The sequence below is a fragment of the Curtobacterium sp. VKM Ac-1376 genome (genome assembly GCF_015351025.1).
In the GTDB taxonomy this organism is placed as follows: domain Bacteria; phylum Actinomycetota; class Actinomycetes; order Actinomycetales; family Microbacteriaceae; genus Curtobacterium.
The window spans coordinates 433,868-460,018 of record NZ_JADKRV010000001.1; the positions used below are offsets into that span (position 1 = coordinate 433,868).

Genomic DNA, 26,151 nt, shown 5'->3' on the forward strand with positions numbered 1-26,151 from the left:
CCTACGCGCCCCAGCCGGCCTGCACGCCGCCCACGCGGCCCGCGGCGATCGACTGCTGGTAGCCGGACTCCAGGTACGCGCGCATCGGGTTCGCCGGCAGACCGCGCGATTCCCGCCACGCGGCGAGGTCCCCGCGGACATCGGTCTGGTACGCGTCCATGAAGACCTCGTTCGCGCCGAGGACGTCGTGGGCCTCCTGCGCGGCGGTCAGTGCGACGCGGTCGAGGAGCAGCGCCCGGGCCGTCATCTCCTGCACGTTGAGCACGGATCGGATCTGGCCGGGGATCTTGTCCTCGACGTTGTGGCACTGGTCGAGCATGAACGCGACGTCGGGGTTGTCGTAGCCGCCGCCGCGGATGACCTCGACCAGGATCCGGAACAACTGGAACGGGTCCGCCGCCCCCACGATCAGGTCGTCGTCGGCGTAGAAGCGCGAGTTGAAGTCGAAGGACCCGAGCTTGCCGAGGCGCAGGAGCTGCATCACGATGAACTCGATGTTCGTGCCGGGGGCGTGGTGGCCGGTGTCCAGGCAGACCATCGCCTTGTCGCCGAGCGCGCTCGTCTGCACGTAGCTCGTGCCCCAGTCGGGAACGTCCGTGTGGTAGAACGACGGCTCGAAGAACTTGTACTCGAGCACCAGGCGCTGGTCGGCGCCGAGGCGGTCGTAGATCGTGCTGAGGGAGTCGTGCAGGCGGTCCTGGCGTTCGCGCATGTCGGCCTGGCCGGGGTAGTTCGATCCCTCGGCCAGCCAGATCTTCAGGTCACGGCTGCCGGTGGCGTCCATCACGTCGATGCAGCGCAGGTGGTGGTCGATCGCCTTCTGCCGGACCGCGGCGTCGGTGTGGGTCAGGGCACCGAACTTGTAGTCGTCGTCCTGGAACGTGTTCGAGTTCACGGTGCCCAGACGCACGCCGTGCTCTTCGGCGTGGCGCTTCAGGTCGGCGAAGTCGTCGACCAGGTCCCACGGGATGTGCAGCGCCACGGTGGGGGCGAGGCCGGTGTACCGGTGCACCTGGGCGGCGTCGGCGATCTTCTCGTAGGGGTCGCGCGGGGTGCCGGGCGTGCTGAACACCTTGAAGCGGGTGCCGGAGTTGCCGAAGGCCCAGCTGGGCAGCTCGATCTGCTGTCGTGCCAGCTGGTCGGCGACTGAGTTGAAGCTGGTCGATGTCATCGTGTCACTTCCTCGTGTGCGATTGAATCGTTTCATACGGTACGGCTTGCGCACGCTTCGCGCAACCGCGGTGGTGCGGTGGTGGGGTGGGTGGGGGAACCAGGTTCCGGCAGACCCCTACGCGGTGGGGACCGCAGCGGGGGCGCGGAGGTCGTGCGTTCCAGCGCCGACGCGCTGGTCGGGAGCGCCCGGCAGGCGCACCACCGCCGACACACCCTCGGGCACCTCGGCGCGGACGAGCAACTCGCCGTCGACGAGCTCCCACCGCACCGCGATGTGCCCGTGCACGGAGTCGAGCGAAGTAGATGCCCACGCCAGGCCCCCACCTGGCTGCGGCGCGATCAGCACCGACGCGTACCCGGGCTCCAGCGCCGACAGGCCGCCGACGACCCGGTGCATCCAGTCCGCCACGGCACCGAGCGCGTAGTGGTTGAACGACGTCATCTCGCCCGGGTTGATCGTGCCGTCCGGCAGCATCGAGTCCCACCGCTCCCACACGGTCGTCGCGCCCATCGTCACCGGGTACAGCCACGACGGGCACTCCGTCTGCAGCAGCAGCCGGTACGCGTCGTCCAGGTGGCCCGTCTGCGTCAGCGCGTCGGTGATGAAGGGCGTCCCCGCGAAGCCCGTCGAGATCCGGTACCCGGACGCCTCGACCAGCTCGGCGAGACGGTCGCCCGCCGCGGCCTGCTCCTGCTCGGACAGGATCCCGAAGACGATCGCCAGCGTGTACACCGTGGTCGCGTCCGACAGGATCCGGCCGTCGTCCTGCAGGTAGTGGGTACGGAACCCGGCCTGGAGGCGCGTCGCGAGTTCCCGGAACTCCGCCGCTTCCGCCTCGTGACCGCCCAACAGCTCCGCCGCGTCCGCCGCCATCGTCGCGGACCGGTAGGCGCAGATCGTGGCGACGACACCCTTGTCGGCCTTCGCGTCGGCCGGGGCCTCCGGCGGGGCATCCGGGTCGAGCCAGTCGCCGAACTGGAACACGGTGTCCCACAGGTCCTCCGGGGACAGGTGGTCGCGGACCCGGCGGAGGTGCGCGGCCATCGACTCGAACTGCTCCTCGAGCACCGCCGTGTCGCCGTACGCCTGGTACAGCGTCCACGGCACCCAGACGCCGGCGTCCGACCAGATGGCGGTCGCGTCGGGCTTCCCGAAGTCCTCGGCAGGGGAGTACTTCAGCACGTCCGGCACCACGAACGGGATGACCCCGTCGGCGTGCTGCTGCTCGAGCCAGACGTCGCGCAGCCAGTCGGCCAGGAACGTCCTGGTGTCGAACAGGTACGAGGCCGTCGGGGCGAACGCGGCGATGTCGCCCGTCCACCCGAGCCGCTCGTCGCGCTGCGGGCAGTCCGTCGGCACGCTGAGGAAGTTGCCCTGCATGCCGCGGACGACGTTGTCGTGGAAGGTGTTGAGGAGCTCGTGGCTGGACCCGAAGGTGCCCGTCCGGACGAGGTCCGAGCCGACCTGCACGGCGGTGATCGCGCCGCGGAGTTCGTCGTGGGTGCCGCTGAACCCGGAGACCTGCGCGTACCGGAAGCCGTGGAAGGTGAAGCGGGGCTCGAAGGTGTCGGGCTCGTCGGTACCGTCCACGCCGCTGCCGCTCAGGATGAAGTGGTCCGCGGCCTTCGCCGTGCGCAGCGGACGGGTGCCGAGTTCGTCGTGCTCGAGCACCTCGGCGTGCTGCAGGGTCAGGACCGTGCCGGACGGGCCGCTCGCGGTGACGCGGATCCAGCCGACCAGGTTGACGCCGAAGTCGACCAGCGTCGCCCCGGACGGGCTCGTCCAGATGTCGACCGGGGCGATCTCGGCCAGGGGGCGCACCGGTGGCACCGTGTCGGCGACGAGTTCGCGCTCGCCGATGTCGACGGGGTGCACGCCGGTGGTGCCCTGCGGTGCCCCCGGGTGCTTCCAGGAGGTGTCGTCGATCCGGGCGTCGACGTCCTGCCCGTCGTAGAGCTGGTCGGCGGTGATCGCACTCGGCAGCGCCTGCCAGTCGGTGTCGGTCGCGACGTGCTGCTCGTGGCCGTCGGCGAAGCTGATCCGGAGTTCGGCGAACCCCGCGCGCTCGTTCGTGTACCAGCCGCCCCCGCCGCCCCAGGCCAGGCGACCCGCGGCCCAGCCGTTGCCGATCACGAGCGCGAGCACTGCCGGCTGTCCCGGCGTGGTGTCGACGAGCTGCGGTGTCACGTCGTGCGAGACGACGCGGATGCGCCACTCGTAGCTCGTCCACCCCGGTTCGAGCAGGTGGTCGGAGACCCGCTGCCCGCCGAGCCAGGCCTCGACGACGCCGAGCGCGCTGACGTCGAGGGTGGCGGCGGTGACGGCGCCGTGGCCGTCGTCGAGGGTGAACTCGCGACGCAGGATCGGCGCACTGCCGAGGTCCGTGTCGGCCGCGATGAACGGTGCGGTCCAGGTGGTCATGTGGTGGGTCCTTTCACGCGACCGGTCGTCGTCGACCGGTGCGGGGTCGTGGGGCCGCCACCCGCGCGGGTGGGCGGTGTGGCGGAGGCGGGTCGCGCCTCCAGGCCGGGGTGGGCGTCAGCCCTTGACAGCGCCGCTGGTCATGCCGGCGACGATCTGACGGTTGAAGAAGATGTACAGGACCAGCGGCGGGATCGTGATGAGCAGCACGTCGGTGAACAGCAGGTTCAGCTGGCTGACCGACTGACTCTGGAACGCGTAGAGCGTCTGCTGCACCGTGGCGTTCTCGGACCCCGGCAGGAAGTACAGCGGGTTCGTGAAGTCGTTGAAGACCGTCACCGACTGCACGAGCACGACCGTGATGATCACGGGCTTGAGCAGCGGCAGGACCACCCCGAAGAACAGTCGGACCGGGCCGGCGCCGTCGAGCACTGCGGCTTCGTCGAGTTCCTTCGGGATCGTCGCGACGAAGGCCCGGAAGAGCAGGATGCAGAACGACAGGCCGAAGGTCGCCTCGATGAGGATCATCCCGCCCATCGTCTTGAACAGGTTGAGGCCCTGCAGCACCCAGATCGTCGGGACGATCGCGGGCGGGACGATGAGGCCGGCGAGCACGAAGAAGTTGATCAGACCGTTCCACTTGCTCGGTCGGCGCTGCAGCACGTAACCGACCATCGCGGAGAACACCACCATGACGGTGACGCTGCCCACGGTGAGCAGGGCGCTGTTCCAGAACGCGCGGAGGATGCCGCCGTCACCGCTCTGGAAGACCCCCTGCAGGTTCTGCCACAGCTGCCATTCCGTCGGCAGGCTGAAGCCGAGCTGGTTCGCCTCTGCCGGGTTCTTCGCCGCCTGGAGCAGGACGAAGACGAACGGCACCAGGAAGACCACGAAGCTGACGACGATGGCGATCGAACCGATGACCCACCTGCGTGTGCGACCGGGGTGGCGTCCGCGCGGTGCGGCCGGGGTGAGCCGCTGGTTGGTGATGGCGGTCACAGGTCTGCCTCCTTGCGGTTGAGGAGCCACGAGATCGGGACCATGATCGCTGTGACGACGACGAACAGGACCACGTTCCCGGCGGTCGACAGGCCGTAGAACCCCGCCTGGTACTGCTTGTAGATCACACTCGCGATCACGTCACTGGTGAACCCGGGCCCGCCGCCGGTCATCGCCCAGATCAGGTCGAAGGACCGCAGGCCGCCGATGAGCGACAGGATGATGACGGTGCCCATCGCAGGGCGGGACAGCGGCAGCGTGATGGTCCGGAAGATCGACCACGCGCTCGCCCCGTCCACCCGTGCTGCCTCGAAGTACTCCTGCGGGATCGCCACGATGCCGGCGATGAAGATGAGTGTCGCGATGCCCACGCCCTTCCAGACGTCCACCGCGGCGACGCTCCACAGGGCGAGTGCCGGGTCGGTCAGCCACCCGGGGGTGGGCAGGCCGACCGAACCCAGGACGCCGTTGATGATCCCGTGGAACGGGTCCATCAGCGCCTTGAACGTGATGCCGATGCCGATCGTCGACACGAGCACCGGGAAGAACACGACCGCTCGCAGGTAGCCGCGTCCCAGCACGGGCGACGTGAGGAGCAGGGCGAGGGCGAGTCCGAGGACCACCTTCGCCGCGCTCGTCACGAAGCCGTACTGGAACGTGTGCACGAACCCGGAGACGAGCTGCGGGTCCTGGAAGAACCGGGCGAAGTTGTCGAACCCGATGAAGGTCTGGTCGAACAGCGTCCAGCGGGTGAGCGAGAAGTAGAACCCGGCGAACGTGGGGACCGCGAAGAACACGACGTACAGCGCGATCGCGGGGATGAAGAACCACGCGGGGTAGAACGAGCGCATCCGCTTGCGCGCGGGTCCTGGGTGGCCGGACTTGCGTGTCTGCGGTGGGGCCACCGCCGTCGTGAGGGTCGCGGTCACGCCGGTCACCAGCCCTTGATGCCGAGCTGCTGTGCCTGCTGCACGACGTCGTCGTCGTACTGGTCGGCGCCCTTCGCCGCGGTGGTGATGCCCGAGCCGACCTGCACGCAGATCTTCTCGAGGTTCGGGCCCTTGATCGGGGACAGGAACTCGAGCGCCGGGCTCGCCTTGCCGTCGTCCAGGTACTGCTGCAGGTCGCCGATCATCGGTGGGACGTCGTCGGGCAGCTCGCAGGTCGAGATGACGTACGGGCCCGCGGGGGTGCCGGTGTCGTTCTGCACCTGGCAGCCCTCGGTCGAGTTCGCGAAGGCGACGAACTTCTTCGCCGCCGCCAGCTTGTCGCCCTCGGTCGTCTTCGGGATGTACAGGCCGTTCGGTTCCCAGATGGTCAGGTTCGTGTCCGCAGCGTCCTCGGCGGGCAGCGCGAAGGCGCCGATGTCCTCGACCGCGTCGGGGGAGTCCTGCTGGATGGCGGAGATCGCGTTCGTCAGCATCGGGTACTGCGCCCCGGTGCCGTCCGCGAGCATCTTCAGGCCGTTCGCCTGGGTGGCCGAGGCGTAGTCCTCGTTGTAGAGGTCCTTGTCCTTGCCCTCGGCCAGGTGCTCGAACCCGGCGAGTGCCGGCTCGTCGGCGTAGGACTCCTTGTTGGCGGTGTACTTGTCCGCCCAGTCCTTCTGCTGCGCCGTGATGTTGGCGAAGTCGCCGAGTACGAACAGCTGGCTGGTCCAGGTGTCGCCGTAGGTCTGGATGATCGGGGCGACGTCACCGGCGTCCTTGATCTTCTCGCTGTTGCTGATGAACTCGTCCCACGTCGTCGGGACCTGCAGGCCGAGGTCGTCGTAGACCGTCTTGTTGTAGAGCACCGCGCCGCCGAAGCTCGTGCCGAACGGGGCGCCGTACATGCCCTTGTCGGTGCTGACGACCTTGGTGAACTGCGGGTCGACGTCCTTCGCCCAGCTCTCGTCGGACAGGTCCACCAGGGTGTTGTCCGGGTTGAGGGCCTGCATGAGCGAGCCGGAGTTGTAGTTGAAGACGTCGGCTGCTTCACCGGTCGACAGCCGGGTCTTGATCAGGTTGTCGCCGTCGGTGCCCTGGGGGCGGGTGTCGAACGTGACAGTGATGTCGGGGTTGGCCTTTTCGAAGGCCTCGATGAGTGGCTTCGCGGTGGCTGCGGTGGCCGGGGCGTTGTCGGCCTGGTAGGTGATCTCGACCTTGCCGCCGTCGTCGGCCGAGCCGCTGGACGAACAGGCAGCGAGGCTGCCGATCAGGACCGTCGCGCCGCCGATGGCGATCACGCGCTTCGCGAGCGACCTCGTGGTCATGGAACGAGCTGACATTCCTTACCTCCTCGTAAGGCCCGGGGCTGGGGTACCCCGGGTGAAACGGACCCGGGTCCCGCTCCGTCGCGGGGCCCGGTTGCTGCGTTTTAGAACGTTTCAATCAGGATGGAACCATGTGCATTGAAGCGTGTCAATCGCTGTGCCGGTTTTGTTGCGCGATCTCGCGCTGGCGGTGGCGCGCGGTGGCGCCGTGGCCCGTCCGTTCGGTGCGAGGTTCCAGACTCCGTGCCCCGCCCGCAGCCCTGCACGGAGTGCGGAACCTCGCACCGAGCTGACGTCGGCGCTGCACCGTGCGGTGGTCGCGCCGCCCGCCGGCCGGGAGGCCCGTGCCGGCCCCGCCCCGCGCCTCCCGTCCGGTGCCCGGTCGCGTGAGCGGCCCGCGTCGCGTCGTGCGCGGCGGCCGGCCCGCGGCCCGCTCCCCGCGGCCCGCTTCCCGCTTCCCGCTTCCCGCTTCCCGCTTCCCGCGAAAGCGACAGCGTGCCGCCGAACGTTCGCGGAGATCTGTCGCTCTGGCGGACCGGACGGTGCAACGACCCGCGGATGTGTCGCTCTCGCGGGATGGTCCGCCGCCGGTCAGGCCTCGGTGCGCCTCGGGTCGCTCGGCGTGACCGCGACCGCGCCCCGGGCTGCGGCGGCCGCGCCGGCCCGGCCGAGCGTGCTCTCGCGCGGCACGAGTTCGCTGCCGAGCACCACCGTCCGGTGCACGTGCGTCGGGTCCGTCAGCTCCTCGAGCAGCAGTTCCACCGCAGCCCCACCCATCTCGGACCCGTGCATGGTCACCGAGGTCAGCGGCACCGCGCCACCCCATGCCACCGAGTTGTGGTCGCAGCCCGACACCGGGATGTCCTCGGGGACGCGGAGGCCGGCGGCGCGGAGCTCCGAGACGACGGCCATCGCGAGCAGGTCGGTGACGCCGAGCACGCCGTCGGGCCGTTCGGCCGCGGGCATCCGGGCGATGCGGACTCCGGCGTCGGTGCCGCCGGGAGGGTCGATGTCCCCGGCGTCGACGTCCACGAGCCCGACCCCGGGGTGCGCGGCGATCGCGCGGAGCACCCCGGCTCGTCGGCGGTCGACCGGCTGGAGCTCCGGGCGGGCGCTCACGAAGCCGATGCGCCGGCAGCCGCGCTCGATCAGGTGCTCGGTCGCGATGAACGCCGCCTGTTCGTTGTCCACCACCACCGAACACGCATCGACCTCGGTCGGCTCGTGGTTCACGTAGACGACGGGCCGGCCGTGGCGTCGGGCCGCCTCGACCTGCTCACGCGAGTCGGTCATCGAGGCGAGGAGGATCCCCGACACCCGGGCGCTCTCGAGGTACGCCAGGTGCTCGCCCTGCGCCTGCAGGTCGTCCTCGCTGCTCGCGATCAGCAGGGTGAACCCGCGCTCCCGCGCGGCGAGCTGCGCACCGTTCACCATGTCGCTGAACAGGGAGTTCCGGAGGGACATCACCACGAGTCCGATCGCGCGGGTGCTGCCGGACACCAGGGCCCGCGCGTTGCGGTTCGGGGTGTACCCGAGCTCGTCGATCGCGTGACGGACCCGGGCTGCGGTCGCGTCGGCCACGCGCTCCGGGTGGTTCAGGACGTTCGAGACGGTGGCGAGCGAGACGCCGGCCTTCGCGGCGACGTGGTGCACGCTCGGCGGGCCGTCGCGCCGGGGGACATGCACCATGCTCCGATCGTAGGCGGCGACCGACCCGTCTCCGGACCGCGCCCCTACGCGTCCGCCACGGAGGACTGGCGGACCACGAGTTCCGGCGTGAACTCGACGTGCTCGAGGTCGATGTCCTGCCCCTGCTCGACCTGCTTGGTCAGGAGCTCGATGGCTCGGCGACCGAGGTCCTGCGCCGGTTGGCGGACCGAGGTGAGCGGGACGACCGCGGCCTCGGCGAAGGCGATGTCGTCGTAGCCGACGATCGCGATCTGCTCCGGCACGGCGATGGTGCCGCGCATGATGAACGCCTGCTCGAGCCCGACCGCGAGCAGGTCGTTCGCGGCGAACACGGCGTCGGGCCGTTCGGCCGGAGGGCGCGCCTGGATGGCTTCACCGATGCGCCGCCCCTCGAGCACGGAGAGCGACGCGGTCGGCAGGACCTCGAGCTCGATCCCGGCGGCCCGTGTGGCGGCGAGGGCGCCGGCGTGCCGATCGGTGACCTGTCGGATGGTGAACGGGCCGCCGACGAACGCGATGCGCGTGCGCCCGATGGAGGCCAGGTGCTCAACCGCGATCCGCCCGCCTGCGACGTCGTCCACCGACACGGAGGCGAAGTGCTCGTCGTCGGCGCGCCGGTCCACGAGCACGACGGTCGTGCCCTGGTCGCGCAGCCGGGCCAGGCGCGACAGGTCGTCGCCGGCCGGGGAGATGAGGAGCCCGGCGACCCGGCGTTCCTCGAACAGGTCCACGTAGGTGCGCTCGCGGTCGGAGGACTCGTCCGAGTTGCCGATCAGGACCGCGAGGCCGTTGTCCATCGCGGCGTCCTCAGCCCCACGGGCCACGTCGGTGAAGAACGGGTTGCCCCCGTCGAGCACGATGAGTCCCACGGTGGAGCTGCGCCCGGCCCGGAGCTGGCGCGCCGAGTCGTTGCGCACGAACCCGAGCGTCGCGATGGCCGACTGCACCCGTTCGACTGTGCCCGGCGCGACCTTGTCCGGCCGGTTCAGCACGTTGGACACCGTGCCGAGGGACACGCCGGCGAGCGCTGCCACCTCTCGCACACTGACCGCCATGTGGCCATCCTGGCATCGTGGCGGGGCTTCCGGACGGCTCGCGCCGTGATCTGTGGAAAACGCGGACGGGAGGCGCGGGGCGGGGCCGCACCGGGCCTCCCGTCCGTCGGGTGGTCGCGTCGACTGCCCGCGCAGGGTGCGAGCTTGTCCGCCGGGTGCGCGCGGGGCCGCGCGGACGCTGCCTCACACGGTGCGGGGTCGCGCGCTGGTGCGAGGTTCCGTCGGTGGTGCGAGGGGGGAGTGGTCGCACGGAGTACGCAACCTCGCGCGGGGCGGGCGACCCCTCGCACGGTGCGAGGCGCTACCCCGGCGAGCGGGTCTTGCCAGCGCGCAGGCCGGAGCGCTATCGTCCTCGTCGTCCCGTTGAAACGATTCACCGACGAACACGCGAACGGAGGACCAATGGCGGTCCGCATCGGAGCCCGGAACACCACGGGCTGGAAGGCCACCGTCTCGGTGGCCATGTCGAACTACATCGAGTCGGGGTCGATCATCGCGATCGCCACGAGCCTGAGCCTCTGGCAGGCGGAGTTCCGGATCGGCGACCTCGAGGTCGGACTCCTCGCGAGCCTGTCCGCGAACGCGTTCGGCGCCGCCCTCGGCGCGGTCCTCGGCGGACCACTGTGCGACCGCTACGGCCGGAAGTTCATCTACACGTACGACCTGCTGCTCTACATGCTCGGCATCCTGCTCGCGGTGTTCGCCGGCAGCTACGGCGTGCTCCTGGTCGGGTTCATCCTGACCGGGATCGCGGTCGGTGCCGGCGTGCCGGCGAGCTGGACCTACATCGCCGAGCAGGCTCCGGCGGACAAGCGAGCCGCGCACGTCGGCACCGCCCAGCTCGCGTGGTCGATCGGCCCGATGGTGGGGTTCGCCCTGGCGATCGCCGCGGCACCGCTCGGCCTGCTCGGCAGCCGCCTGATCTTCGCGCACCTGTTCGTCGTCGCCGCGGTCGTCTGGTGGCTCCGCCGGGGCCTGCCCGAGTCGGTGATCTGGAAGGACGAGCGTGCCGCCACCGGCACCGCGACCTTCCTCCACGGCATCACGCAGCTGTTCAGCCGTCGCAAGAACCTCACCGCCATGCTGTTCCTGTTCGGCGTCTACGCGCTGTGGAACACCGTCGCCGGACAGGCCGGCATCTTCCAGCCGCGGGTCTACGCCGCCACCGGGGTCACGAGCGTCACCGAGCAGTACGGGCTGCAGATCCTGGTGTGGGGCTGCACCGTCGCCGCGACGTACTTCGGCTTCATGCGGTACGCCGACCGGGTCAGCCGCCGTGTGCTGTTCGCGATCGGGGCCGTGCTGGCGATCATCGCCTGGGCCGTGCTCATCTACGCGCCCGCGAACCTCGGCACCCTGCTGTTCTTCGCGGTCGCGTGGGGCATGTCGTCGGGCATCGGCGCGCAGGCGTTCTACGGACTGTGGACGAGCGAGCTCTTCGCCACCCGGTACCGCGCGAGTGCGCAGGGCGTGCTCTTCCTGGGCGCCCGCGTCATGGTCGGGCTGCTGAGCATCTGGTTCCCGCTGCTGCTGGCGGACATCGGGCTCCGGGCACTCGGCGGACTCATCCTCGGACTCCTCGCGCTGTCGTTCCTGGTCGGCACCATCTGGGCTCCGCGCACGCAGGGCAAGACCCTCGAGGCGATCGAGGCCGAACGCTACGGCACCGTCACGACCGTCACCGGCACGGTCCGCTCCGCCGACGAGCGCACCGTCCACGAGGCCGAGCGGCGCCGCGAGCAGGCGGGACGATGACGCGGGTCTGCTTCCGGCTGCAGGTGCAGGTCGACCTGCTCGACGCCTACCGTGAGCGGCACGCGCGTGTGTGGCCCGCCATGCTCCGGGCGATCGCGGCGGCAGGACGGCGGAACTACTCGCTGTTCCTCGACGACGACGGGCTGCTCGTCGGGTACTACGAGACCGACTCGGTGGCCGGTGCCGACGCGGCGCTCGCGGCCTCCGAGGTCGCGGCGGCGTGGGAGGCGCACATGCAGGACCTCTTCGCCGGGGCCGTGGGGCGGGCCGACCAGACGGCGCGGGTGCTGCCCGAGGTCTTCAACCTGGAGGACCAGCTCGCCGCCGCCGAGTGAGCGGGCCGCTGCGCCGTGCGCCCGCAGCGCCGTGCCGGCCGCACCGCCGGACGGCCCGCAGCCCCGCGCGCCCCCGCCCTACCGCGGCAGGGAGCGCAGCACCCCGGCGGCCCATGACGCGTCCTCGCGCGACACGTCGAGGTGCGTGACCAACCGCACCCGGCGCGGCCCGAGCTGCATGAGCCGGATCCCCGCTGCGGCGGCTGCCGCGACGTACGCCGCCGGGTCCGACACCTCGGCGAACACGATGTTCGTCTCGACCGACGCGGGGTCGACATCGAGCGCCGCAGCCAGCACGCGGGCGTTCCCGTGGTCCTCGGCGAGCCGGTCGACCTGGTGCGCCAGCGCGAACCGACCGGCCGCCGCCAGGAACCCGGTCTGCCGCATGCCCCCGCCGTACCGCTTCCGCCAGATCCGTGCGGCGGCGATCGTCGTGGTCGACCCGACCAGCACCGAGCCGACCGGGGCGCCGAGGCCCTTCGACAGGCAGACGGACACGGTGTCGAACCCGTCGGCGAGCTCCCACAGCGGGGTGCCCGAGGCGACGTGCGCGTTCCACAGCCGGGCGCCGTCCAGGTGCAGGGCGATGCCGTGCTCGCGCGCGTACGCCTGCACCGCGCGGACCTCCGCGGCCGGCTGCACGGTGCCGCCGCCGAAGTTGTGGGTGTTCTCGATCGCGATCGCGGTGGTCGACACCGAGTAGGCGCCGGCGTTCGGTTCGGCGATGTCCCGCACGGCGGAAGCGACGAGTCGACCGTTCGTGGACGCCCACGTGCGGGTGGTGATGCCGGAGAACACCGCGGCGGCACCGAGCTCGGCGCGCACGACGTGGGCCTGCTGGTCGGCGACGAGCTCGGAACCGGGGGCCACGAGCAACCGCAGCCCGAGCTGGTTCGCCATCGACCCGGTCGGGGTGAACAGGCCGGCCTCGTGCCCGAGCAGCGCGGCCACCTCGCGCTCGAGGGCGTTGGTCTCCGGGTCCTCGCCGAAGACGTCGTCGCCGACCTCGGCGTCGGCCATCGCGGCGCGCATCGCTGCGGTCGGCCGGGTGACGGTGTCGGAACGGAGGTCGATGGTCGCGTCGGTCACCAGCAAACGCTACCCCGCGCCCGAGTCGACCGATGGCCCGCGTGGCTACCGTGGTCCCCATGCAGCCGCCCGCAGCCGGAACCCTCCGCGTCCTCCACCTCTCCGACACCCACCTGACGGGCGACGGTGCCCTGCACCAGGGCTCGGTCGACACGGCCGCGGCGCTCGACCGCGTGCTCGCGCACGTGGACGGGGTGCCCGGCATCGGCCTGGTCGTGGTCTCCGGCGACGTGTCCGAGGACGGCAGCCCGTCGTCCTACACGGCGGTGCGCGACCGGATCGGCGGCTGGGCGGAGCGGCACGGGGCCGCGTTCGTCGCGGTGCCCGGCAACCACGACCAGCGCGAGGGCTTCCGTCAGGTGCTCGCGAACGGCCACGTCCTGGGGCAGGGCGGCCACCGGCTCGTGCACACCATGGAGTACCTGCCGCCCTCGGTCCCGGTGTCCGGGCAGTCGATCGTCGACGGCCGACGCGTCGTCACGGTCGACACGAGCGTGCCCGGTGCCGGGTACGGCGAGCTGAGCGAGACCGCCCTCGAGCGGCTGCGCGGAGCACTCGCCGCCGACGAACGAGCACCGCACGGCACCGTCGTGGTCCTGCACCACCCGCCGCTGCCCGCCCCGACCGAGCTGCACGAGGCGCTGCGCCTGCAGAACCCCGGCGCGCTCGCCGACGCGATCCGTGGTTCCGACGTCCGGGTGGTCCTCGCCGGGCACTACCACCACCACTTCGCGGGGTCGCTCGCCGGTGTCCCCGTCCTCGTCGCGCCCGGGGTCGCGAACGACACCGACGTCGTCGGACCGTACGACGAGGAGTCCGCCGTCGTCGCCAGCGGTGCCCTCGTCGTCGACGTCGCCGAGGACGGCTGCGTCTGGTCGACACCCGTCCGCGTCGCCGGCGACGCCGAGGCACGCGCGTTCCACATCGACGCCGAGTCGGTCCGCGCGGTCATCGCCGCCGCCGGCAAGCACTGACCACGGTCTCGCTGCGCACCACGCGAAGTGCACGCGCGTCGAGGCGGACGGGAGGCCCGTGGCGGGGCCGTCACGGGCCTCCCGTCCGCCGTCTGGTCGCGTCTCGGGTGCCGGTGCCCGCACCCCCTCGGGCTGCACGCGGGAACACCGAGTAGGCCGGACGCACACGTCAGCGAAGGAGCAGCCCATGCGCATCGGCAGTGCAGTGCAGTACGACCGGTACGGCGACTTCGACGTCGTCGAGCTCGTCCCCCAGCAGAAGCCCACGGCCGGCCCCGGCGAGATCGTCGTCGAGATCGTCGCGGCGGGCCTGAACCACATCGAGCGGTTCCTGCGTGAGGGAAAGCTCCGCGACCACGTCGACCTCGAGTTCCCCGCCCACCAGGGCGTCGACTTCGCGGGCATCGTCCGTGCGCGGGGCGACGGCGTGAAGGACCTGCGCATCGGCGACGAGGTCATGGGACACGCGCCGCAGGGCGGGGCGCACGCCACCTGGATCGCGGTGCCGCGCGGCGCCGTGATCAAGAAGCCGGAGCACGTCGGGTGGGAGGTCGCCGGCGGCCTGTACCTGGCGGGCTGCACCGCGGTGTCGGTGGTGCGCTCACTCCGCCTCGGACCGAAGGACACCGTCGTCATCACGGCCGCGGCGGGCGGGGTCGGCCACATCGAGTGCCAGCTGGCGCACGACTCCGGCGCGACCGTCATCGCGCTCGGCAGCCCGCGCAACCACGACTACCTGCGCCAGATCGGCACGCTGCCCGTCGCCTACGGGGAGGGCGAGGAGGACCGAATCCGCGCCATCGCCGACGGTCGTCAGGTCACCGCGTTCATCGACAACCACGGCGAGAGCAACGCCGAGCTGCTGGCCGAGCGGCTCGGCGTCAGCACCGAACGGTTCGTGTCGTCGGAGGAGCGTCGGGACATCGAGGTCCGGTTCCTCCGGGCGCCCGCCGAGGACGAGGAGACCCGCGAGCTCCTGACCCTGCTGGCCAAGGCTGTGCAGGACCGCCGCGTGCAGGTGCTCATCTCGGGCTTCTACCCGTTCGAGTACATCGTCGAGGCGTACGAGGACCTGGCCGAGATGAAGTCGCGTGGGAAGGTCGTGATCGGGATGCAGACCGTCGAGACCGGCGCACGGCTCGACTGGTACCGCTCCGAGAAGGCCCGCGACCTGCGCGACCGGTACGCCGAGGAACGCGGGACGGACACGGAGACGATGGCCGGCGGGACGGCGACACCGGCGAGCTGAGCCAGCTGACGCGGCGCGCATCCGCGCCGCGTCAGCTCAGGATGTCCTTCGAGGCGAACCGGCTGTACGCCAGCGCCCCGAAGACGACGACGTAGCCGAGCTGCAGCAGCGCGTTCGACCCGAACGAGTCGAACGAGATCGGGTCGCGGAGCAGATCGCCGAACCCGAGCCACTGGTGCGAGAACAGGAACGGGTGCAGCCAGTCGAGCTGCGGCAGCTGGTCGAGCACCTGCGACGCCCCGGCGAGCACGACCGTCGCCGCCATCGCCCCGACGGGCACGTTCGTCAGCGTCGAGGCGAACATCCCGATCGCCACGAGCCCGAGCATGGACAGTGCGACGTACAGCGCGAGCAGCAGTGCCCGACCGGCGTACGACCAGCCACCGACCTGCGTGCCGGACAGCAGCGTGACGGGACCGATCGGGAACAGCACCGCACCGATCGCCGCCCCCACCAGCACCACGAGCAGCGTCGCAGCCAGGCAGAACGCCACCGCGCCGGCGAACTTGACCAGGATGAACCGCACCCGGCCGGTCGGCGCGACGAGCAGGTAGCGGATCGTGCCGTGGCTCGCCTCGCCCGCGACGGTGTCTCCCGCCACCACCCCGACGGTCAGCGGCAGGAACAGCGGGATCGAGACGGTCAGCGCGGTGAACGCCACGAACAGGCCGTTGTTGGTGATGTCCCCGAGGAACGCCGGGCCGCCGTCGTCGCCGTCGGTGGTCAGCCGCACTGCGATCGCGATGAGGATCGGGACCAGGCCGAGCGCCCCGAACATGGCCCAGGTACGACGCCGGCGGAACACCAGCGCGAGTTCGGAGCCGAGCAGGGCGAACGGCCGTTGCCGGCGGCGGACCGGCAGGTCGCGCACGGCCGCGTCAGGCTGCGACATCGAATCCCTCTCCGGTGAGTGCGACGAACAGGTCCTCGAGCGTCCCGCCGCCGACCGTCAGGCCACGGACCCGGACATCGGCGCGGACGAGCTCGGCGGTGATGGTCTCCGGGAGCAAGTCGTTCGGCAGGTCGGCGACCAGGACGTCGGCGCCGCCGTCGTGCCGCGGGGCGAGTCCGAGTCGTGCGAGCACCGCGCTCGCCTGCCCGACGTCGGGGGTGCGGACCGTCACGGTGCGGGCGCCGGCCGAGCGGAGTTCGTCCAGCGGGCCCTGCGCCACGATCTTGCCCGTCCGCATCACCGCGGCGTGGGTGCACACCTGTTCGATCTCGGCGAGCAGGTGGCTCGACACGAACACCGTCGTGCCGTCGTCGGCCAGGGAACGGATGAGGTTGCGGACCTCCCGCGTGCCCTGCGGGTCGAGGCCGTTGGTCGGCTCGTCGAGCACCAGCAGTTCGCGCGGCGAGAGCAGGGCGTTCGCCAGGCCGAGCCGCTGCTTCATGCCGAGGGAGTACGCGTGCGCCTTCTTGTCCGCCGCGTGCGTCAGCCCCACGCGGTCGAGCGCGCTCGCCACGCGGGCCTTCCGGGTGCGGGGGTCCGACGTGGGGTCGGCCGCGTCGAAGCGCTGCAGGTTCGCCCGGCCCGACAGGTACGGGTAGAACGCCGGCCCCTCGACCAGCGCGCCGACCCGCGGCAGGACCTCGTGCAACGCTTTCGGCATCGGCTCGCCGAGGACCTGGATCGTGCCGCCCGTCGCGCTCGACAGGCCGAGCAGCATCCGGATCGTGGTGGTCTTGCCGGAGCCGTTCGGCCCGAGGAACCCGAAGACCGCGCCGCGCGGCACCGCCAGGTCGATGCCGTCGACGGCGCGCTGCTTGCGGAACACCTTCTGGAGGCCCGTGGTGCGGATCGCGAGGTCGGTGGCCGTCGCCGGGGCGGTCGCCTGCACGGCGTCCGGTCCGGTCGTGCGCACCCCGTCGGGGCTGGCGCGCACGTCGTCGTGGCTCGCGCTCACTTCGCAGCGGCGACCAGGGAGGCCACCGGCACCGCACCCGCGAGGACACGGCCGTCGTCGGTCAGGTACACGGAGACGAGCGACGTCTGCACGGCACGCCCGCCGTCGACGGGCTTCGTCAGCTGGTCGAGCAGGCCCGAGGCCTCGCCCTCGAGCCCGGACTGGTCGACCGTGCCGGCGGGGAGCTCGGCGATGGTGCTCCAGCCCGTGCCGGTGAAGCTCGGCTCGTCACCGCTGCGCTCGGCCTCGCCGCCGTGCCCGCGGTGCTCACCCTCCGCGTCGGTTCCGGCGTCGGACAGGTCCTTCTCGGTGACCTTCGCGTTCGACGGCGGGGTGAAGTCGAACAGCCGCGCGGCCGGGGCACCGTAGTCGAGGCTCGTGAACCCGACCTGCACCGCGGGGTCGTCCCCGCCGGCTGCTTCGACGCTCGCACGGAGCGGGAGCCCGGTCTGCTGGTCCACGGCCAGCCGGACGGCTCCGACGAGGGTGTCCGACGACTTCGGCGTCAGGGTGATCTGCCAGGCGTCGTGTCCGGCGACGCTGACCTCGGTCGGCTTCGACACGGTGGTGGTCGGGGTGATCGCGTCGATGGCCTGCTTCGCGATGTCGGCCGGGGTGGTCGTGCCGTCCTGCGGGTCCTCCGCGGCGTCGCTCGGCAGGGTCACGTGGGTGGCCGTTCGCTCCTTCGAGTCCCAGGTCCAGACCTCGGCACCGTTGCGGACGACGTCCTGCTCGGCGAGCTGCTGCGTCAGCTGGACGCGCTGCTTGTCCGGGCCGTCGACGTAGACGCGCGCGGTGTGCGCCGAGGTGAGCAGGCCGAGCACGTCGGAGGCGTCACCCTCGAGCGAGGAGCCACCGGTCCCGGTCGGCAGCTCCGGCAGGCCGAGGGCACTCGTCTGCGAGAGCTTGCCCGAGTACTGGGCGTCGGAGGACTTCGCGATGCTGGCGATGACGGCCGCCGCGCTCGGGTTCGTCCCCGCGATCGGGTCGCTCGCAGCGTTCGCGATCATCGGGGCGGCAACGGCTCCGGCGACGACGACCGGTGCGATGACGGCTGGCAGCCATGCTGACTTCTTCATCGGGTTCCCCTCGTGGAGCAGCAGAGTCGTCGGTACGGTACGTCCGCCCCCCGACAGGCAGCTGGGCATCCGCAAAACGGGCCGAACTAGGCGCTCGCTCCGGCGTCGACGCCGGCGGGGGCGCTGCCGTCGTAGGCGCAGATGGCGTTGACCTTCTCGGCACTCGCGCTGGTGCGGTCGAACTCGTAGCCGAGCCACTCCTTCGCCAGGCGTCGTGCGAGCTCGATGCCGACGACGCGCTGCCCCATGCAGAGCACCTGGGCATCGTTGGACAGGATCGAGCGCTCCACGCTGTACGAGTCGTGTGCGGTGACAGCGCGGACACCCGGGACCTTGTTGGCGCTGATCGCCACGCCGAGGCCGGTGCCGCAGATCAGGATCGCGCGGTCGGCCTCGCCGTTCGCCACCAGGCGTGCAGCGTCGACGGCGACGTGCGGGTAGGCGGTGTGCCCGTCCGCGTCGACGCCGACGTCGACCACGTCCGACACCCGGTCGTCGGCGACCAGGTCGGCCTTGATGATCTCCTTGTAGTCGAACCCGGCGTCGTCGGACCCGATCACGAGACGGTACGTCATGGGTGTGCTCCCTCCGCGCTCGGAGATCCGAACGCTCCTTCCAGTCTGCGACGACCACGGACATCTGTCCAGCACACAATTTCTGCGCTGCGCGTGGCGGTAGCATCGCACCATGTCGGCCGAGACCCCCACCCCGGACGGAGCCCGGACCCGGTTCCCGCTGGACACCGTCTACCAGGCGGCGCGGATGTACTACCTCGAGGACGCCACGCAGGTCGAGATCGCCTCGCGCCTCGGTGTCTCAAGACCGACCGTCTCGCGGCTCGTCGCCGAGGCACGCAAGGCCGGACTCGTCCGCATCGAGGTCGTCGACCCGTTCCAGGACGAGACCGTGGCGCTCGCCGAACGCCTGCAGGTCGTGCTCGGGCTCCGAGCCGTACACCTCGCCGCGGTCACCCACGCGGCGACGCTCGGCGCCGACCTGGCCGCCCCCCTCGCTGCCGCGGTGGAGGGGATGGGACTGGTCCCCGGCGACGCCGTCCTGATGTCGTCCGGGCGCACCGTCCACGACGTCGCGCGCTCCGGCATGCCCGCGATGTCGGGCGTGCAGCTCGTCCCGACCGTGGGCGGGCAGGCCGACCCGATGCCGTGGTTCCAGACGAACGAGATCACCCGGACGGCCGCCGAGCACTCCGGCGCGATCCCGGCGTTCCTGTTCGCCCAGGCGCTGCCGTCCCCGGCGATGCGGTCCACCCTCGACGAGGACCCGGCGTTCCAGCACGTCGTCGGGCTGTGGAGCCGGGCGAAGGGCGCGATCCTCGGCATCGGTGCGCCGACCCACACGCGCGACGCCCTGGCCAGGGGCATCCCGGTCGAGGACGCCGTGTTCGACCGGGCCACCGGCGACGTCTGCCTGAACTTCTACGCCGCCGACGGTTCCGCCATCGAGTTCCCCGGGAGCGACCGGATGGTGCGGACCTCGCGCGAGATCCTGTCGACCGTGCCGCACGCCGTCGGGGTCGCCGTCGGCGCCGCGAAGGTGTCGAGCATCGTCGGTGCCGTCCGCGGTGGGCTGGTCAACGAGCTGGTGACGGACGCGGCGACGGCGCGCGCCGTGCTCGACGCCCTCGCCTGAGCGACCCGGCTCGGCGCCCGATCCTTCCCATCGCGCGTGAGATGGAGGGTGGATTCGGGCATACCTGGTCGTTTCTTCGTGGCAGGTACGCCCGGTTCCGGTCGGTACGCCCGGTTCCGGTCGGTACGCCGGCCGGGAGGCGCGGGGCGGGGCCGCACCGCGCCTCCCGGCCGGTGGTTCCCGCGTCTACGGCGTGCGCCGCACGTCCCACAGGTGGTGCACCGGGTCGTGCGTATAGTAGGTGGCGAGCGTCGCGACGGTGAAGGCGCTGCCGTCGGACCGGAGCCCGGTGCGCTCGAGCACCTCGTCGGGCACCGCCGCGAAGGCGCGGGCCGCGCGGTCGGCCGACTCCCGCAGCTCCCGCGCGACGCCGGCGGGGTCCTGCTCGCCGTAGCGCTCCTGCACGGCGGTGGCGTCCTGGTCCCAGTTGGGGAAGGTCGGGGCGTCCTCGGTGAGCATCAGCTCGAGGCGCTCGGCCATCTTCCGGTGCACGTCGCGCACGTGGGCGCCGTACTCGAGCGGTGACCAGGTGTGGTCATCCGGGCGGTCACGGACGTCGTCGCGTCCGAGCACTGCCGGCCACCCGGCGGTGTTCTCGTCGATGATGCCCGGCACGTCGCGGATCGTCACGGTGCTGCCGTCGTAACCGCACTCGGGGCACGCGGACTCGATGACCCACGTCCAGCTCTTCGTCTCGGGTTCGATCGCCATGGGGCCGATGTTATGGCCTCGTTACTCAGCTTCCTGGTTCGCCGGACTGGTGCGGATCGACGGCGACCCCCGTCCGGGTGACACGCCGGTTCCTGAGAATCCCCGGCCAATGACATTTCGGTTGCTCGGTAACGTCGCTCGCTGTTCTGGGCCGGGTCCCCGCCGGTCAACCGATCCCCCCGAGGAGCAGTGCATGGGTTCCGACCCCAGCAGTACCCATCCCCGACCGCACCGACGACTGCGCGAGAGCGACGTCACCGTGGTCGACAAGAGCATGATGCGCCGAGCCGTCAGCGGCATGGTCGTCGGCAACACCATGGAGTGGTACGACGTCGGTGTCTACGGCTACCTGGCCGTGACCATGGGCAAGGTCTTCCTGCCCACGGCCGAACCGTCGGTGCAGATCCTGTTCAGCCTGGGGGTGTTCGCGGCGACCTACATCGCGCGGCCCCTCGGTGGTATCGTGTTCGGACGCCTCGGCGACCGCATCGGGCGCCAGAAGATCCTCGCCACGACGTTGATCATGATGGCGGCGTCGACGTTCCTGATCGGCGCGCTGCCCGCCTACGCGACCATCGGCGTCTTCGGCCCGATCCTGCTCGTCGTGCTGAAGCTGGCGCAGGGCTTCTCGACCGGTGGTGAGTACGCCGGTGCGACGACCTTCGTCACCGAGTACGCCCCGGACCGCCGCCGCGGGTTCTTCGCGAGCATCCTGGACTTCGGCAGCTACCTGGGCTTCGCGCTCGGCGCCACGGTCGTGTCGGTGCTGCAGATCACCCTCGGCGAAGAGGCGATGACCGCGTACGGCTGGCGGTTCCCGTTCCTGGCGGCCGGTGTGATCGGCGTCGTGGCGATCTGGTTCCGCCTGCGCATCGAGGAGTCGCCGGTGTTCCAGGCGACCCAGGCCGCGCAGGAGGCCGCGACCGAGACCCGGGCGTCCTTCGACGGTGAGCGCCCCGCCAGCGTCGTCGCGATGGTCCGCCAGCACTGGCGTCCGATCGTCATCGCGATCATGCTCGTCGCGGCGTCGAACACCGTCGGCTACGCGCTGACCTCGTACATGCCGACGTACCTGACCGACTCGCTCGGGTACTCCGCGCTCGACGGCACGCTGCTGACGATCCCGGTGCTCCTGCTGCTCGCGGTGATGCTGCCCCTGACCGGCAAGCTGTCCGACCGCCTCGGGCGCCGTGTGGTGATGTGGATCGGTGCCGCCACCACGGTCGTGCTCGTCGTGCCGGCGTTCATGCTGATCGGGCACGGGGCGCAGTGGTCGACGCTCGCCGGCCTCGGGCTGCTCGCGCTGATGACCGCGCTGTGGGTGTCGAACCAGGCTGCGTCGCTGCCGGCGCTGTTCCCGACCTCGACGCGGTACGGCGGCATGGGCTTCGCCTACAACATCGCGATCGCCGTGTTCGGCGGGACCACCCCCCTGATCGTGCAGGCACTGCTCACTGCGACGGGTGACCAGCTGGCGCCGGCGTACTTCCTGATGGCGATGAGTGTCGTCGGTGCGATCGGTGTCTTCTGCATGAAGGAGTCCTCGCAGCGTCCGCTGCCCGGGTCGATGCCGGCGGTGGAGACGGAGGACGAGGCGAAGGAGCTCGTGCTCACGCAGGACACGAACCCGCACCTGGACCTCGGTGACCTGCCGTTCGCCGCGCAGGACGCCGCTGCTGCCGCTGCGCGCGACGCTGCTGCGCAGGAGGCGCCGCCGGTGCGTTGACGCGTGCGGCTCTCGGCGTGACCACGGACGGGAGGCGCGGTGCGGGTCCGACCCGCACCGCGCCTCCCGTCCGTGCGCGCGCACACTGCGACGATCCACGCGTCGATCGACGCGTGTTCTGTCGTTGCATGCGCTTGTACCGGATGCGTACGCATGAGACGACGTTGCACGCGTCGATCGACTCGCGTTCTGTCGGAAGATGCGCACGCACCCACCGCAACCCGCACCCGCACCGCCCTCACTCGTGCCGGTGCTCCGACGCCGGGACCAGCGACTGCCCGATCGGGGCATCGACGTCCCACGACGATTTCGCAGTCGGGACGAGCGCGAGCACCGACCCGAAGCTCGACCACGAAGAACCCGCGCTGGAACACCCGGCAGGGCTGACGTCAGCGGCGGTCCGTAGGGTGGCGGCATGCGACTGCTGCTCATCCGACACGGCCAGACCCCCGCGAACGTGAACGGTGTCCTCGATGCCGTGGTGCCCGGACCGGGGCTGACGGAGCTCGGGCAGCAGCAGGCCGACGCCCTGCCCGCGGCGCTCGCCGACCGTGGGATCGAGCGACTGTTCGTGTCGTCGATGGTCCGCACGCAGATCACCGCGGCACCCCTCGCGACCGCGCTCGGGCTCGAGCCCGTGGTACTGCCCGGCCTGCGCGAGATCGAGGCGGGCGACACCCAGGGCAAGAGCGACACCGTCTCGGTGCAGACCTACATCTCGACCGTGCACGGCTGGTCCGGTGGCGATCGCACGACCCGCATGCCCGGTGCCGAGAGCGGGATCGAGTTCTTCGCGCGCTACGACGACGCCGTCCGCCAGATCGAGGCCACCGGGGTCGCCGTCGCGGCAGCGGTCAGCCACGGCGCGGCGATCCGCACGTGGGCGAGCGCGGCCGCCGACAACACCCCGGACCACTTCGGCACGGAGCGCCACCTGGAGAACACCGGGATCGTCGAGCTCGAGGGGTCCTTCGCCGATGGTTGGCACCTGGTCGACTGGGAGGGCGAGCCCGTCGGCGGCGACCAGCTCATCGACCGCACGGCGCTCGACCCGACCGGCGAGCGGTACTGACGCGCGGGTCGCGCACGCGACCAGCAGACGGACAGGAGGCCCGGTACCAGCTGGTACCGGGCCTCCCGTCTGCCTGTGCGCGTTACGCGAGCTGCGCCGATGCCGACGTGAGCGGCACGATCACGCCGTGCGACTCGCGCAGCACGTCGAGCGTGCGCTGGACCTCGTCCGCGCGCTCTTCGGCCGTCCAGTCGAGCGCACCGGCGAGTACGTCCGCCAGCTCGTCGAGCAGGTCGATCGTGACGCCACCGACGAACGCCAGGTTCGTGCGACGCAGGACGACGTCGACCAGGTGGACGGCCTGCTCGTGCTCGGCGAAGTACGCGACCTCCGCGCGGGTGAGCGACGGGTCCGACTCGAGTGCCTCGACCGGGCCGTCGGTCAGGACGTCCACGACCTCGGCGGCACGGGTGCCGTAGCGCTCGAGCAGCCCCTCCACCAGGGACTCGTCCAGGCCGTCGCGGTGCGACTTGATCCACAGGGCGCGCTGGGCGTCCGTGGTCGGGAACTCCTTGCCACCGCCGATCGGCATCCCGGTCGTGTCGACCTTGCGGGTCATGCCGAGCTTGGTCGTCGCCTCGGTGGACAGGTGTGCGGCGAGGGCGCGGAACGTCGTCCACTTGCCGCCGACGAGCGACAGCACGGTCGACTTCGGCAGACCGGCGATCTGCGTGTCCACGATCCGGTAGTCGCGGGAGACGAAGCCGGGGGCGGTGTCCTCGTGACGGGGGAGCGGGCGGATGCCGGAGTAGCTGTAGACGATGTGGTCGCGCGTGACCTCGATCTGCGGGAACACGTGCTTCACGAGCCCGAAGAAGTAGTCGATCTCCTCGTCCGTGGTCGTGACCGGCTTCGCGGGGTCGGCGTCGATGTCGGTCGTGCCGATGAGCACCCGGCCCTTGAGCGGGTAGATGAGGACGATGCGGCCGTCGTCGTTCTCGAAGAACAGCTCGCGGCCCTTGGTGGCCTCGAGCAGCTCGTCGTTGCGGACGACGATGTGCGAGCCCTTCGTGCCGCCCATGAACTTCGTCTCGCCGCCGAACGCCCCGTTCGTCAGGTCGGTCCAGGGGCCGGAGGCGTTGATCACGACGTCGGCGGTGAAGACGAACTCGTCGCCGGTCTCGCGGTCGCGCAGCAGGACGCCGCCGTCACGGGTTCCGGCGGCCTCGACGTAGTTGGTGGCGCGCGCGGTCGCGGCGGAGCCGCTCCCGGTGCCCGCGGCCAGGCCGTCCTTCAGGACGTCGAGGGCCAGGCGCTCGGGCTCGTGCACGCTCGCGTCGTAGTAGGTGCCCGTGTACTTCAGGTCCTTGTTGAGGGCCGGCATGTCCTCGAGCGCAGCCTTCCTGGTGCGGAAGACGTGCTTCGGGACCGAGCCGCCGTCGCGCGAGAAGGAGTCGTAGATCGTCATGCCGATCTTGATGAGCATCGCGCCGCGCTCCTTCGTGGAGCGCTGCTTGTGCGTCAGCATGCGCAGCGGGGCGTTCATGATGCCGGAGAACGTCGAGAAGATCGGCATCGTCGTCTGCAGCGGCTTGACGTAGTGCGGGGCGATGCGGATCAGGCCGTTGCGCTCCTGCACGCTCTCGCGCACCAGGCGGAACTCGCCGTTCTCCAGGTAGCGGATGCCGCCGTGGATCATGTGGCTCGAGGCCGCGGAGGCGCCGGAGGCGTAGTCGCTCCGCTCGACCAGGGCGACGTCGACGCCCTGCAGGGCGAGGTCGCGGAACGTGGCGATGCCGTTGATGCCGCCGCCGACGACGAGGACCTGCGCGTTCGGGCGCTCGGTGAGGGCGGTCACCGTGTTCCGGGGCTGTGTCTTCTTCGACATGGTTCGTCGCTTCCTTCGTCTGTTCGTGGGTCAGGATCGATCGTGCGCTCGTTCGACAAGGTGGGCAACTTGCGTGCACGAACGTGCAGCACCGGTGTCGTGCAGCCCGAGACGGCCGTCCGGAGGCGCGACAGGGGTTGCAGAGGCCGTGCACGTCCGTGCATGGTTGCGTTCGACAGATCGGAGCACCATGAGCGATGCGGCCCAGCCCATGCGCACGCAGCAGGCGCTGCGCGCTGCCCACCTGTACTACCTGCAGGACCTGACGATGGACGCGATCGCCGATGAACTCGGCACCTCGCGCTCGTCGGTGTCGCGCCTGCTCAAGTACGCCAGGGACACCGGGCTGGTGGACATCCAGATCCGGTCGCCCCTCGACCAGGCGGCCGCGCTGAGCCGGAGCATCCGGTCACGCTTCGGGGTGCACGCGCACGTCGTCCCGGTGCCGGACCACACGAGCGACGTCGACCGGCTCGAACGCGTCGCGCTGTCCGCCGCGCGGATCCTGACCCAGTACGTCGAGTCGAACATGGTCATCGGGATCTCGTGGGGATCGACGGTGAGCGCGGTCAGCCGGTACCTGGTGCCGAAGACCACGCACGGGTCGACGATCGTGCAGATCAACGGCGCCGCGAACACCCGCACGACCGGCATCGTCTACGCGTCCGAGATCCTGCGTCGGTTCGGCGAGGCCTACGGCGCGTTCGTGCAGCAGTTCCCCGTGCCGGCGTTCTTCGACGACCCCGCCACGAAGGAAGCACTGTTCCGCGAGCGCTCGATCCGCCGTGTGCTCGACCTGCACGAGCGGATGGACCTGGTCGTCTTCGGTGTCGGCGCCCCGCAGGCCCCGGTGCCGTCGCACGTCTACTCGGGCGGCTACCTCGACCCCGCGGACCGTGACGAGCTCACGAAGGCGCAGGTCGTCGGGGACGTCTCGACCGTGTTCTACCGGGCGGACGGGTCGTGGCGGGACATCGGGGTGAACGCCCGTGCGGGCGGCCCCGACCTCGACACCATCAAGCGCGCGCCGCGTCGGGTCTGCGTCGTCGCCGGCCGGTCGAAGGCCGCGTCGTTGAAGGGCGCACTGGCCTCCGGGCTGGTGACGGACCTGATCCTGGACGAGAGCGTCGGGCAGGCGATCCTGCAGCCCTGACGCAGCACGTGAAGCAGTTTGTCGGTCACTCGTC

22 protein-coding genes are annotated in these 26,151 nt (G+C 71.0%); 8 read left to right on the forward strand and 14 right to left on the reverse strand.

The features are described 5' to 3' along the window. Window position 1 precedes the first annotated feature (1 nt). The 7 genes from rhaI to ITJ56_RS02120 all read right to left on the reverse strand — a co-directional run bounded on the left by rhaI (window position 2) and on the right by ITJ56_RS02120 (window position 9,589). Window positions 2-1,171, reverse strand: a complete 1,170-nt coding sequence (gene rhaI, locus ITJ56_RS02090) for an L-rhamnose isomerase (RefSeq protein ID WP_194627077.1) — start codon at window positions 1,169-1,171, stop codon at window positions 2-4. A 117-nt stretch (window positions 1,172-1,288) separates the two neighbouring features. Further along, a complete protein-coding gene (locus ITJ56_RS02095) occupies window positions 1,289-3,595 on the reverse strand; it encodes an alpha-L-rhamnosidase (protein ID WP_194627085.1) in 2,307 nt (768 codons plus the stop codon). A 117-nt stretch (window positions 3,596-3,712) separates the two neighbouring features. Continuing rightward, window positions 3,713-4,585: a carbohydrate ABC transporter permease gene (locus ITJ56_RS02100; RefSeq protein ID WP_194627465.1), complete on the reverse strand. Its 873-nt coding sequence runs from the start codon at window positions 4,583-4,585 to the stop codon at window positions 3,713-3,715. Between the two features lie 5 nt (window positions 4,586-4,590). Continuing rightward, the gene (locus ITJ56_RS02105; RefSeq protein WP_323749705.1) at window positions 4,591-5,523 is read right to left on the reverse strand and encodes a sugar ABC transporter permease; all 933 of its coding nucleotides are present in this window, start codon (window positions 5,521-5,523) and stop codon (window positions 4,591-4,593) included. 5 nt (window positions 5,524-5,528) lie between these two features. After that, a complete protein-coding gene (locus ITJ56_RS02110) occupies window positions 5,529-6,860 on the reverse strand; it encodes an ABC transporter substrate-binding protein (RefSeq protein WP_228516924.1) in 1,332 nt (443 codons plus the stop codon). Window positions 6,861-7,436: 576 nt separating this feature from the next. After that, window positions 7,437-8,534: a LacI family DNA-binding transcriptional regulator gene (locus ITJ56_RS02115; RefSeq protein ID WP_194627089.1), complete on the reverse strand. Its 1,098-nt coding sequence runs from the start codon at window positions 8,532-8,534 to the stop codon at window positions 7,437-7,439. A 44-nt stretch (window positions 8,535-8,578) separates the two neighbouring features. Further along, complete coding sequence (locus tag ITJ56_RS02120; RefSeq protein WP_194627091.1) at window positions 8,579-9,589, reverse strand: LacI family DNA-binding transcriptional regulator; 1,011 nt, start codon at window positions 9,587-9,589, stop codon at window positions 8,579-8,581. A 402-nt stretch (window positions 9,590-9,991) separates the two neighbouring features. Here ITJ56_RS02120 and ITJ56_RS02125 point away from each other — a divergent pair, with 402 nt between their 5' ends. Together ITJ56_RS02125 and ITJ56_RS02130 are read left to right on the forward strand one after the other, a co-directional pair. Beyond that, window positions 9,992-11,344 (forward strand): MFS transporter, encoded by a 1,353-nt coding sequence (locus ITJ56_RS02125; RefSeq protein ID WP_228516926.1) that lies wholly within the window; start codon window positions 9,992-9,994, stop codon window positions 11,342-11,344. Next, window positions 11,341-11,679 carry an L-rhamnose mutarotase gene (locus ITJ56_RS02130; protein WP_194627093.1) on the forward strand — a complete coding sequence of 113 codons (339 nt, stop codon included), beginning with the start codon at window positions 11,341-11,343 and terminating at the stop codon, window positions 11,677-11,679. Before ITJ56_RS02125 ends, ITJ56_RS02130 begins: the two co-directional genes overlap by 4 nt. 78 nt (window positions 11,680-11,757) lie before the next feature. Here the strand turns inward: ITJ56_RS02130 and ITJ56_RS02135 are convergent, their stop codons facing one another. Further along, window positions 11,758-12,768 (reverse strand): GntG family PLP-dependent aldolase, encoded by a 1,011-nt coding sequence (locus tag ITJ56_RS02135; RefSeq protein WP_323749697.1) that lies wholly within the window; start codon window positions 12,766-12,768, stop codon window positions 11,758-11,760. A gap of 59 nt (window positions 12,769-12,827) precedes the next feature. Between ITJ56_RS02135 and ITJ56_RS02140 the strand changes: the two genes are divergently transcribed. Beyond that, window positions 12,828-13,742 carry a metallophosphoesterase gene (locus ITJ56_RS02140; protein WP_194627095.1) on the forward strand — a complete coding sequence of 305 codons (915 nt, stop codon included), beginning with the start codon at window positions 12,828-12,830 and terminating at the stop codon, window positions 13,740-13,742. A gap of 187 nt (window positions 13,743-13,929) precedes the next feature. Then, entirely contained in the window at window positions 13,930-14,991 is a 1,062-nt protein-coding gene (locus ITJ56_RS02145) for an NADP-dependent oxidoreductase (RefSeq protein ID WP_194627097.1), read from the forward strand. 31 nt (window positions 14,992-15,022) lie between these two features. Here the strand turns inward: ITJ56_RS02145 and ITJ56_RS02150 are convergent, their stop codons facing one another. The 4 genes from ITJ56_RS02150 to ITJ56_RS02165 all read right to left on the reverse strand — a co-directional run bounded on the left by ITJ56_RS02150 (window position 15,023) and on the right by ITJ56_RS02165 (window position 18,552). Beyond that, window positions 15,023-15,883 (reverse strand): ABC transporter permease, encoded by an 861-nt coding sequence (locus ITJ56_RS02150; protein ID WP_194627099.1) that lies wholly within the window; start codon window positions 15,881-15,883, stop codon window positions 15,023-15,025. Next, window positions 15,870-16,832, reverse strand: a complete 963-nt coding sequence (locus ITJ56_RS02155) for an ABC transporter ATP-binding protein (protein ID WP_194627473.1) — start codon at window positions 16,830-16,832, stop codon at window positions 15,870-15,872. The genes ITJ56_RS02150 and ITJ56_RS02155 overlap by 14 nt, the downstream gene beginning before the upstream one ends. Window positions 16,833-16,894: 62 nt before the next feature. After that, window positions 16,895-17,977, reverse strand: a complete 1,083-nt coding sequence (locus ITJ56_RS02160; RefSeq protein WP_194627101.1) for a LolA family protein — start codon at window positions 17,975-17,977, stop codon at window positions 16,895-16,897. A gap of 86 nt (window positions 17,978-18,063) precedes the next feature. After that, window positions 18,064-18,552, reverse strand: a complete 489-nt coding sequence (locus ITJ56_RS02165) for a ribose-5-phosphate isomerase (RefSeq protein WP_194627103.1) — start codon at window positions 18,550-18,552, stop codon at window positions 18,064-18,066. 112 nt (window positions 18,553-18,664) lie between these two features. Between ITJ56_RS02165 and ITJ56_RS02170 the strand changes: the two genes are divergently transcribed. Continuing rightward, complete coding sequence (locus tag ITJ56_RS02170; protein ID WP_194627104.1) at window positions 18,665-19,627, forward strand: sugar-binding transcriptional regulator; 963 nt, start codon at window positions 18,665-18,667, stop codon at window positions 19,625-19,627. A 186-nt stretch (window positions 19,628-19,813) separates the two neighbouring features. On the opposite strand, the gene ITJ56_RS02175 is transcribed toward ITJ56_RS02170, so the two are convergent. After that, complete coding sequence (locus tag ITJ56_RS02175) at window positions 19,814-20,338, reverse strand: DinB family protein (protein WP_194627106.1); 525 nt, start codon at window positions 20,336-20,338, stop codon at window positions 19,814-19,816. A gap of 193 nt (window positions 20,339-20,531) precedes the next feature. On the opposite strand from ITJ56_RS02175, the gene ITJ56_RS02180 reads away from it, so the two are divergent. Next, complete coding sequence (locus ITJ56_RS02180) at window positions 20,532-22,064, forward strand: MFS transporter (protein WP_194627108.1); 1,533 nt, start codon at window positions 20,532-20,534, stop codon at window positions 22,062-22,064. A 415-nt stretch (window positions 22,065-22,479) separates the two neighbouring features. Continuing rightward, the gene (locus tag ITJ56_RS02185) at window positions 22,480-23,136 is read left to right on the forward strand and encodes a histidine phosphatase family protein (protein ID WP_194627110.1); all 657 of its coding nucleotides are present in this window, start codon (window positions 22,480-22,482) and stop codon (window positions 23,134-23,136) included. A gap of 82 nt (window positions 23,137-23,218) precedes the next feature. Here the strand turns inward: ITJ56_RS02185 and ITJ56_RS02190 are convergent, their stop codons facing one another. After that, the gene (locus ITJ56_RS02190) at window positions 23,219-24,964 is read right to left on the reverse strand and encodes a glycerol-3-phosphate dehydrogenase/oxidase (RefSeq protein ID WP_194627112.1); all 1,746 of its coding nucleotides are present in this window, start codon (window positions 24,962-24,964) and stop codon (window positions 23,219-23,221) included. A 190-nt stretch (window positions 24,965-25,154) separates the two neighbouring features. Here ITJ56_RS02190 and ITJ56_RS02195 point away from each other — a divergent pair, with 190 nt between their 5' ends. Beyond that, window positions 25,155-26,117, forward strand: coding sequence for a sugar-binding transcriptional regulator (locus tag ITJ56_RS02195; RefSeq protein WP_228516928.1), 963 nt, complete (start codon window positions 25,155-25,157; stop codon window positions 26,115-26,117). Window positions 26,118-26,151: the final 34 nt, after the last annotated feature.

Coding starts and splice junctions, on each gene's coding strand:
- rhaI (WP_194627077.1), bottom strand. CDS start 1,171: ATGACATCGACCAGCTTCAACTCAGTCGCCGACCAGCTGGCACGACAG.
- ITJ56_RS02095 (WP_194627085.1), bottom strand. CDS start 3,595: ATGACCACCTGGACCGCACCGTTCATCGCGGCCGACACGGACCTCGGC.
- ITJ56_RS02110 (WP_228516924.1), bottom strand. CDS start 6,860: ATGTCAGCTCGTTCCATGACCACGAGGTCGCTCGCGAAGCGCGTGATC.
- ITJ56_RS02115 (WP_194627089.1), bottom strand. CDS start 8,534: ATGGTGCATGTCCCCCGGCGCGACGGCCCGCCGAGCGTGCACCACGTC.
- ITJ56_RS02120 (WP_194627091.1), bottom strand. CDS start 9,589: ATGGCGGTCAGTGTGCGAGAGGTGGCAGCGCTCGCCGGCGTGTCCCTC.
- ITJ56_RS02125 (WP_228516926.1), top strand. CDS start 9,992: ATGGCGGTCCGCATCGGAGCCCGGAACACCACGGGCTGGAAGGCCACC.
- ITJ56_RS02130 (WP_194627093.1), top strand. CDS start 11,341: ATGACGCGGGTCTGCTTCCGGCTGCAGGTGCAGGTCGACCTGCTCGAC.
- ITJ56_RS02140 (WP_194627095.1), top strand. CDS start 12,828: ATGCAGCCGCCCGCAGCCGGAACCCTCCGCGTCCTCCACCTCTCCGAC.
- ITJ56_RS02145 (WP_194627097.1), top strand. CDS start 13,930: ATGCGCATCGGCAGTGCAGTGCAGTACGACCGGTACGGCGACTTCGAC.
- ITJ56_RS02150 (WP_194627099.1), bottom strand. CDS start 15,883: ATGTCGCAGCCTGACGCGGCCGTGCGCGACCTGCCGGTCCGCCGCCGG.
- ITJ56_RS02160 (WP_194627101.1), bottom strand. CDS start 17,977: ATGAAGAAGTCAGCATGGCTGCCAGCCGTCATCGCACCGGTCGTCGTC.
- ITJ56_RS02165 (WP_194627103.1), bottom strand. CDS start 18,552: ATGACGTACCGTCTCGTGATCGGGTCCGACGACGCCGGGTTCGACTAC.
- ITJ56_RS02170 (WP_194627104.1), top strand. CDS start 18,665: ATGTCGGCCGAGACCCCCACCCCGGACGGAGCCCGGACCCGGTTCCCG.
- ITJ56_RS02175 (WP_194627106.1), bottom strand. CDS start 20,338: ATGGCGATCGAACCCGAGACGAAGAGCTGGACGTGGGTCATCGAGTCC.
- ITJ56_RS02180 (WP_194627108.1), top strand. CDS start 20,532: ATGGGTTCCGACCCCAGCAGTACCCATCCCCGACCGCACCGACGACTG.
- ITJ56_RS02185 (WP_194627110.1), top strand. CDS start 22,480: ATGCGACTGCTGCTCATCCGACACGGCCAGACCCCCGCGAACGTGAAC.
- ITJ56_RS02190 (WP_194627112.1), bottom strand. CDS start 24,964: ATGTCGAAGAAGACACAGCCCCGGAACACGGTGACCGCCCTCACCGAG.
- ITJ56_RS02195 (WP_228516928.1), top strand. CDS start 25,155: ATGAGCGATGCGGCCCAGCCCATGCGCACGCAGCAGGCGCTGCGCGCT.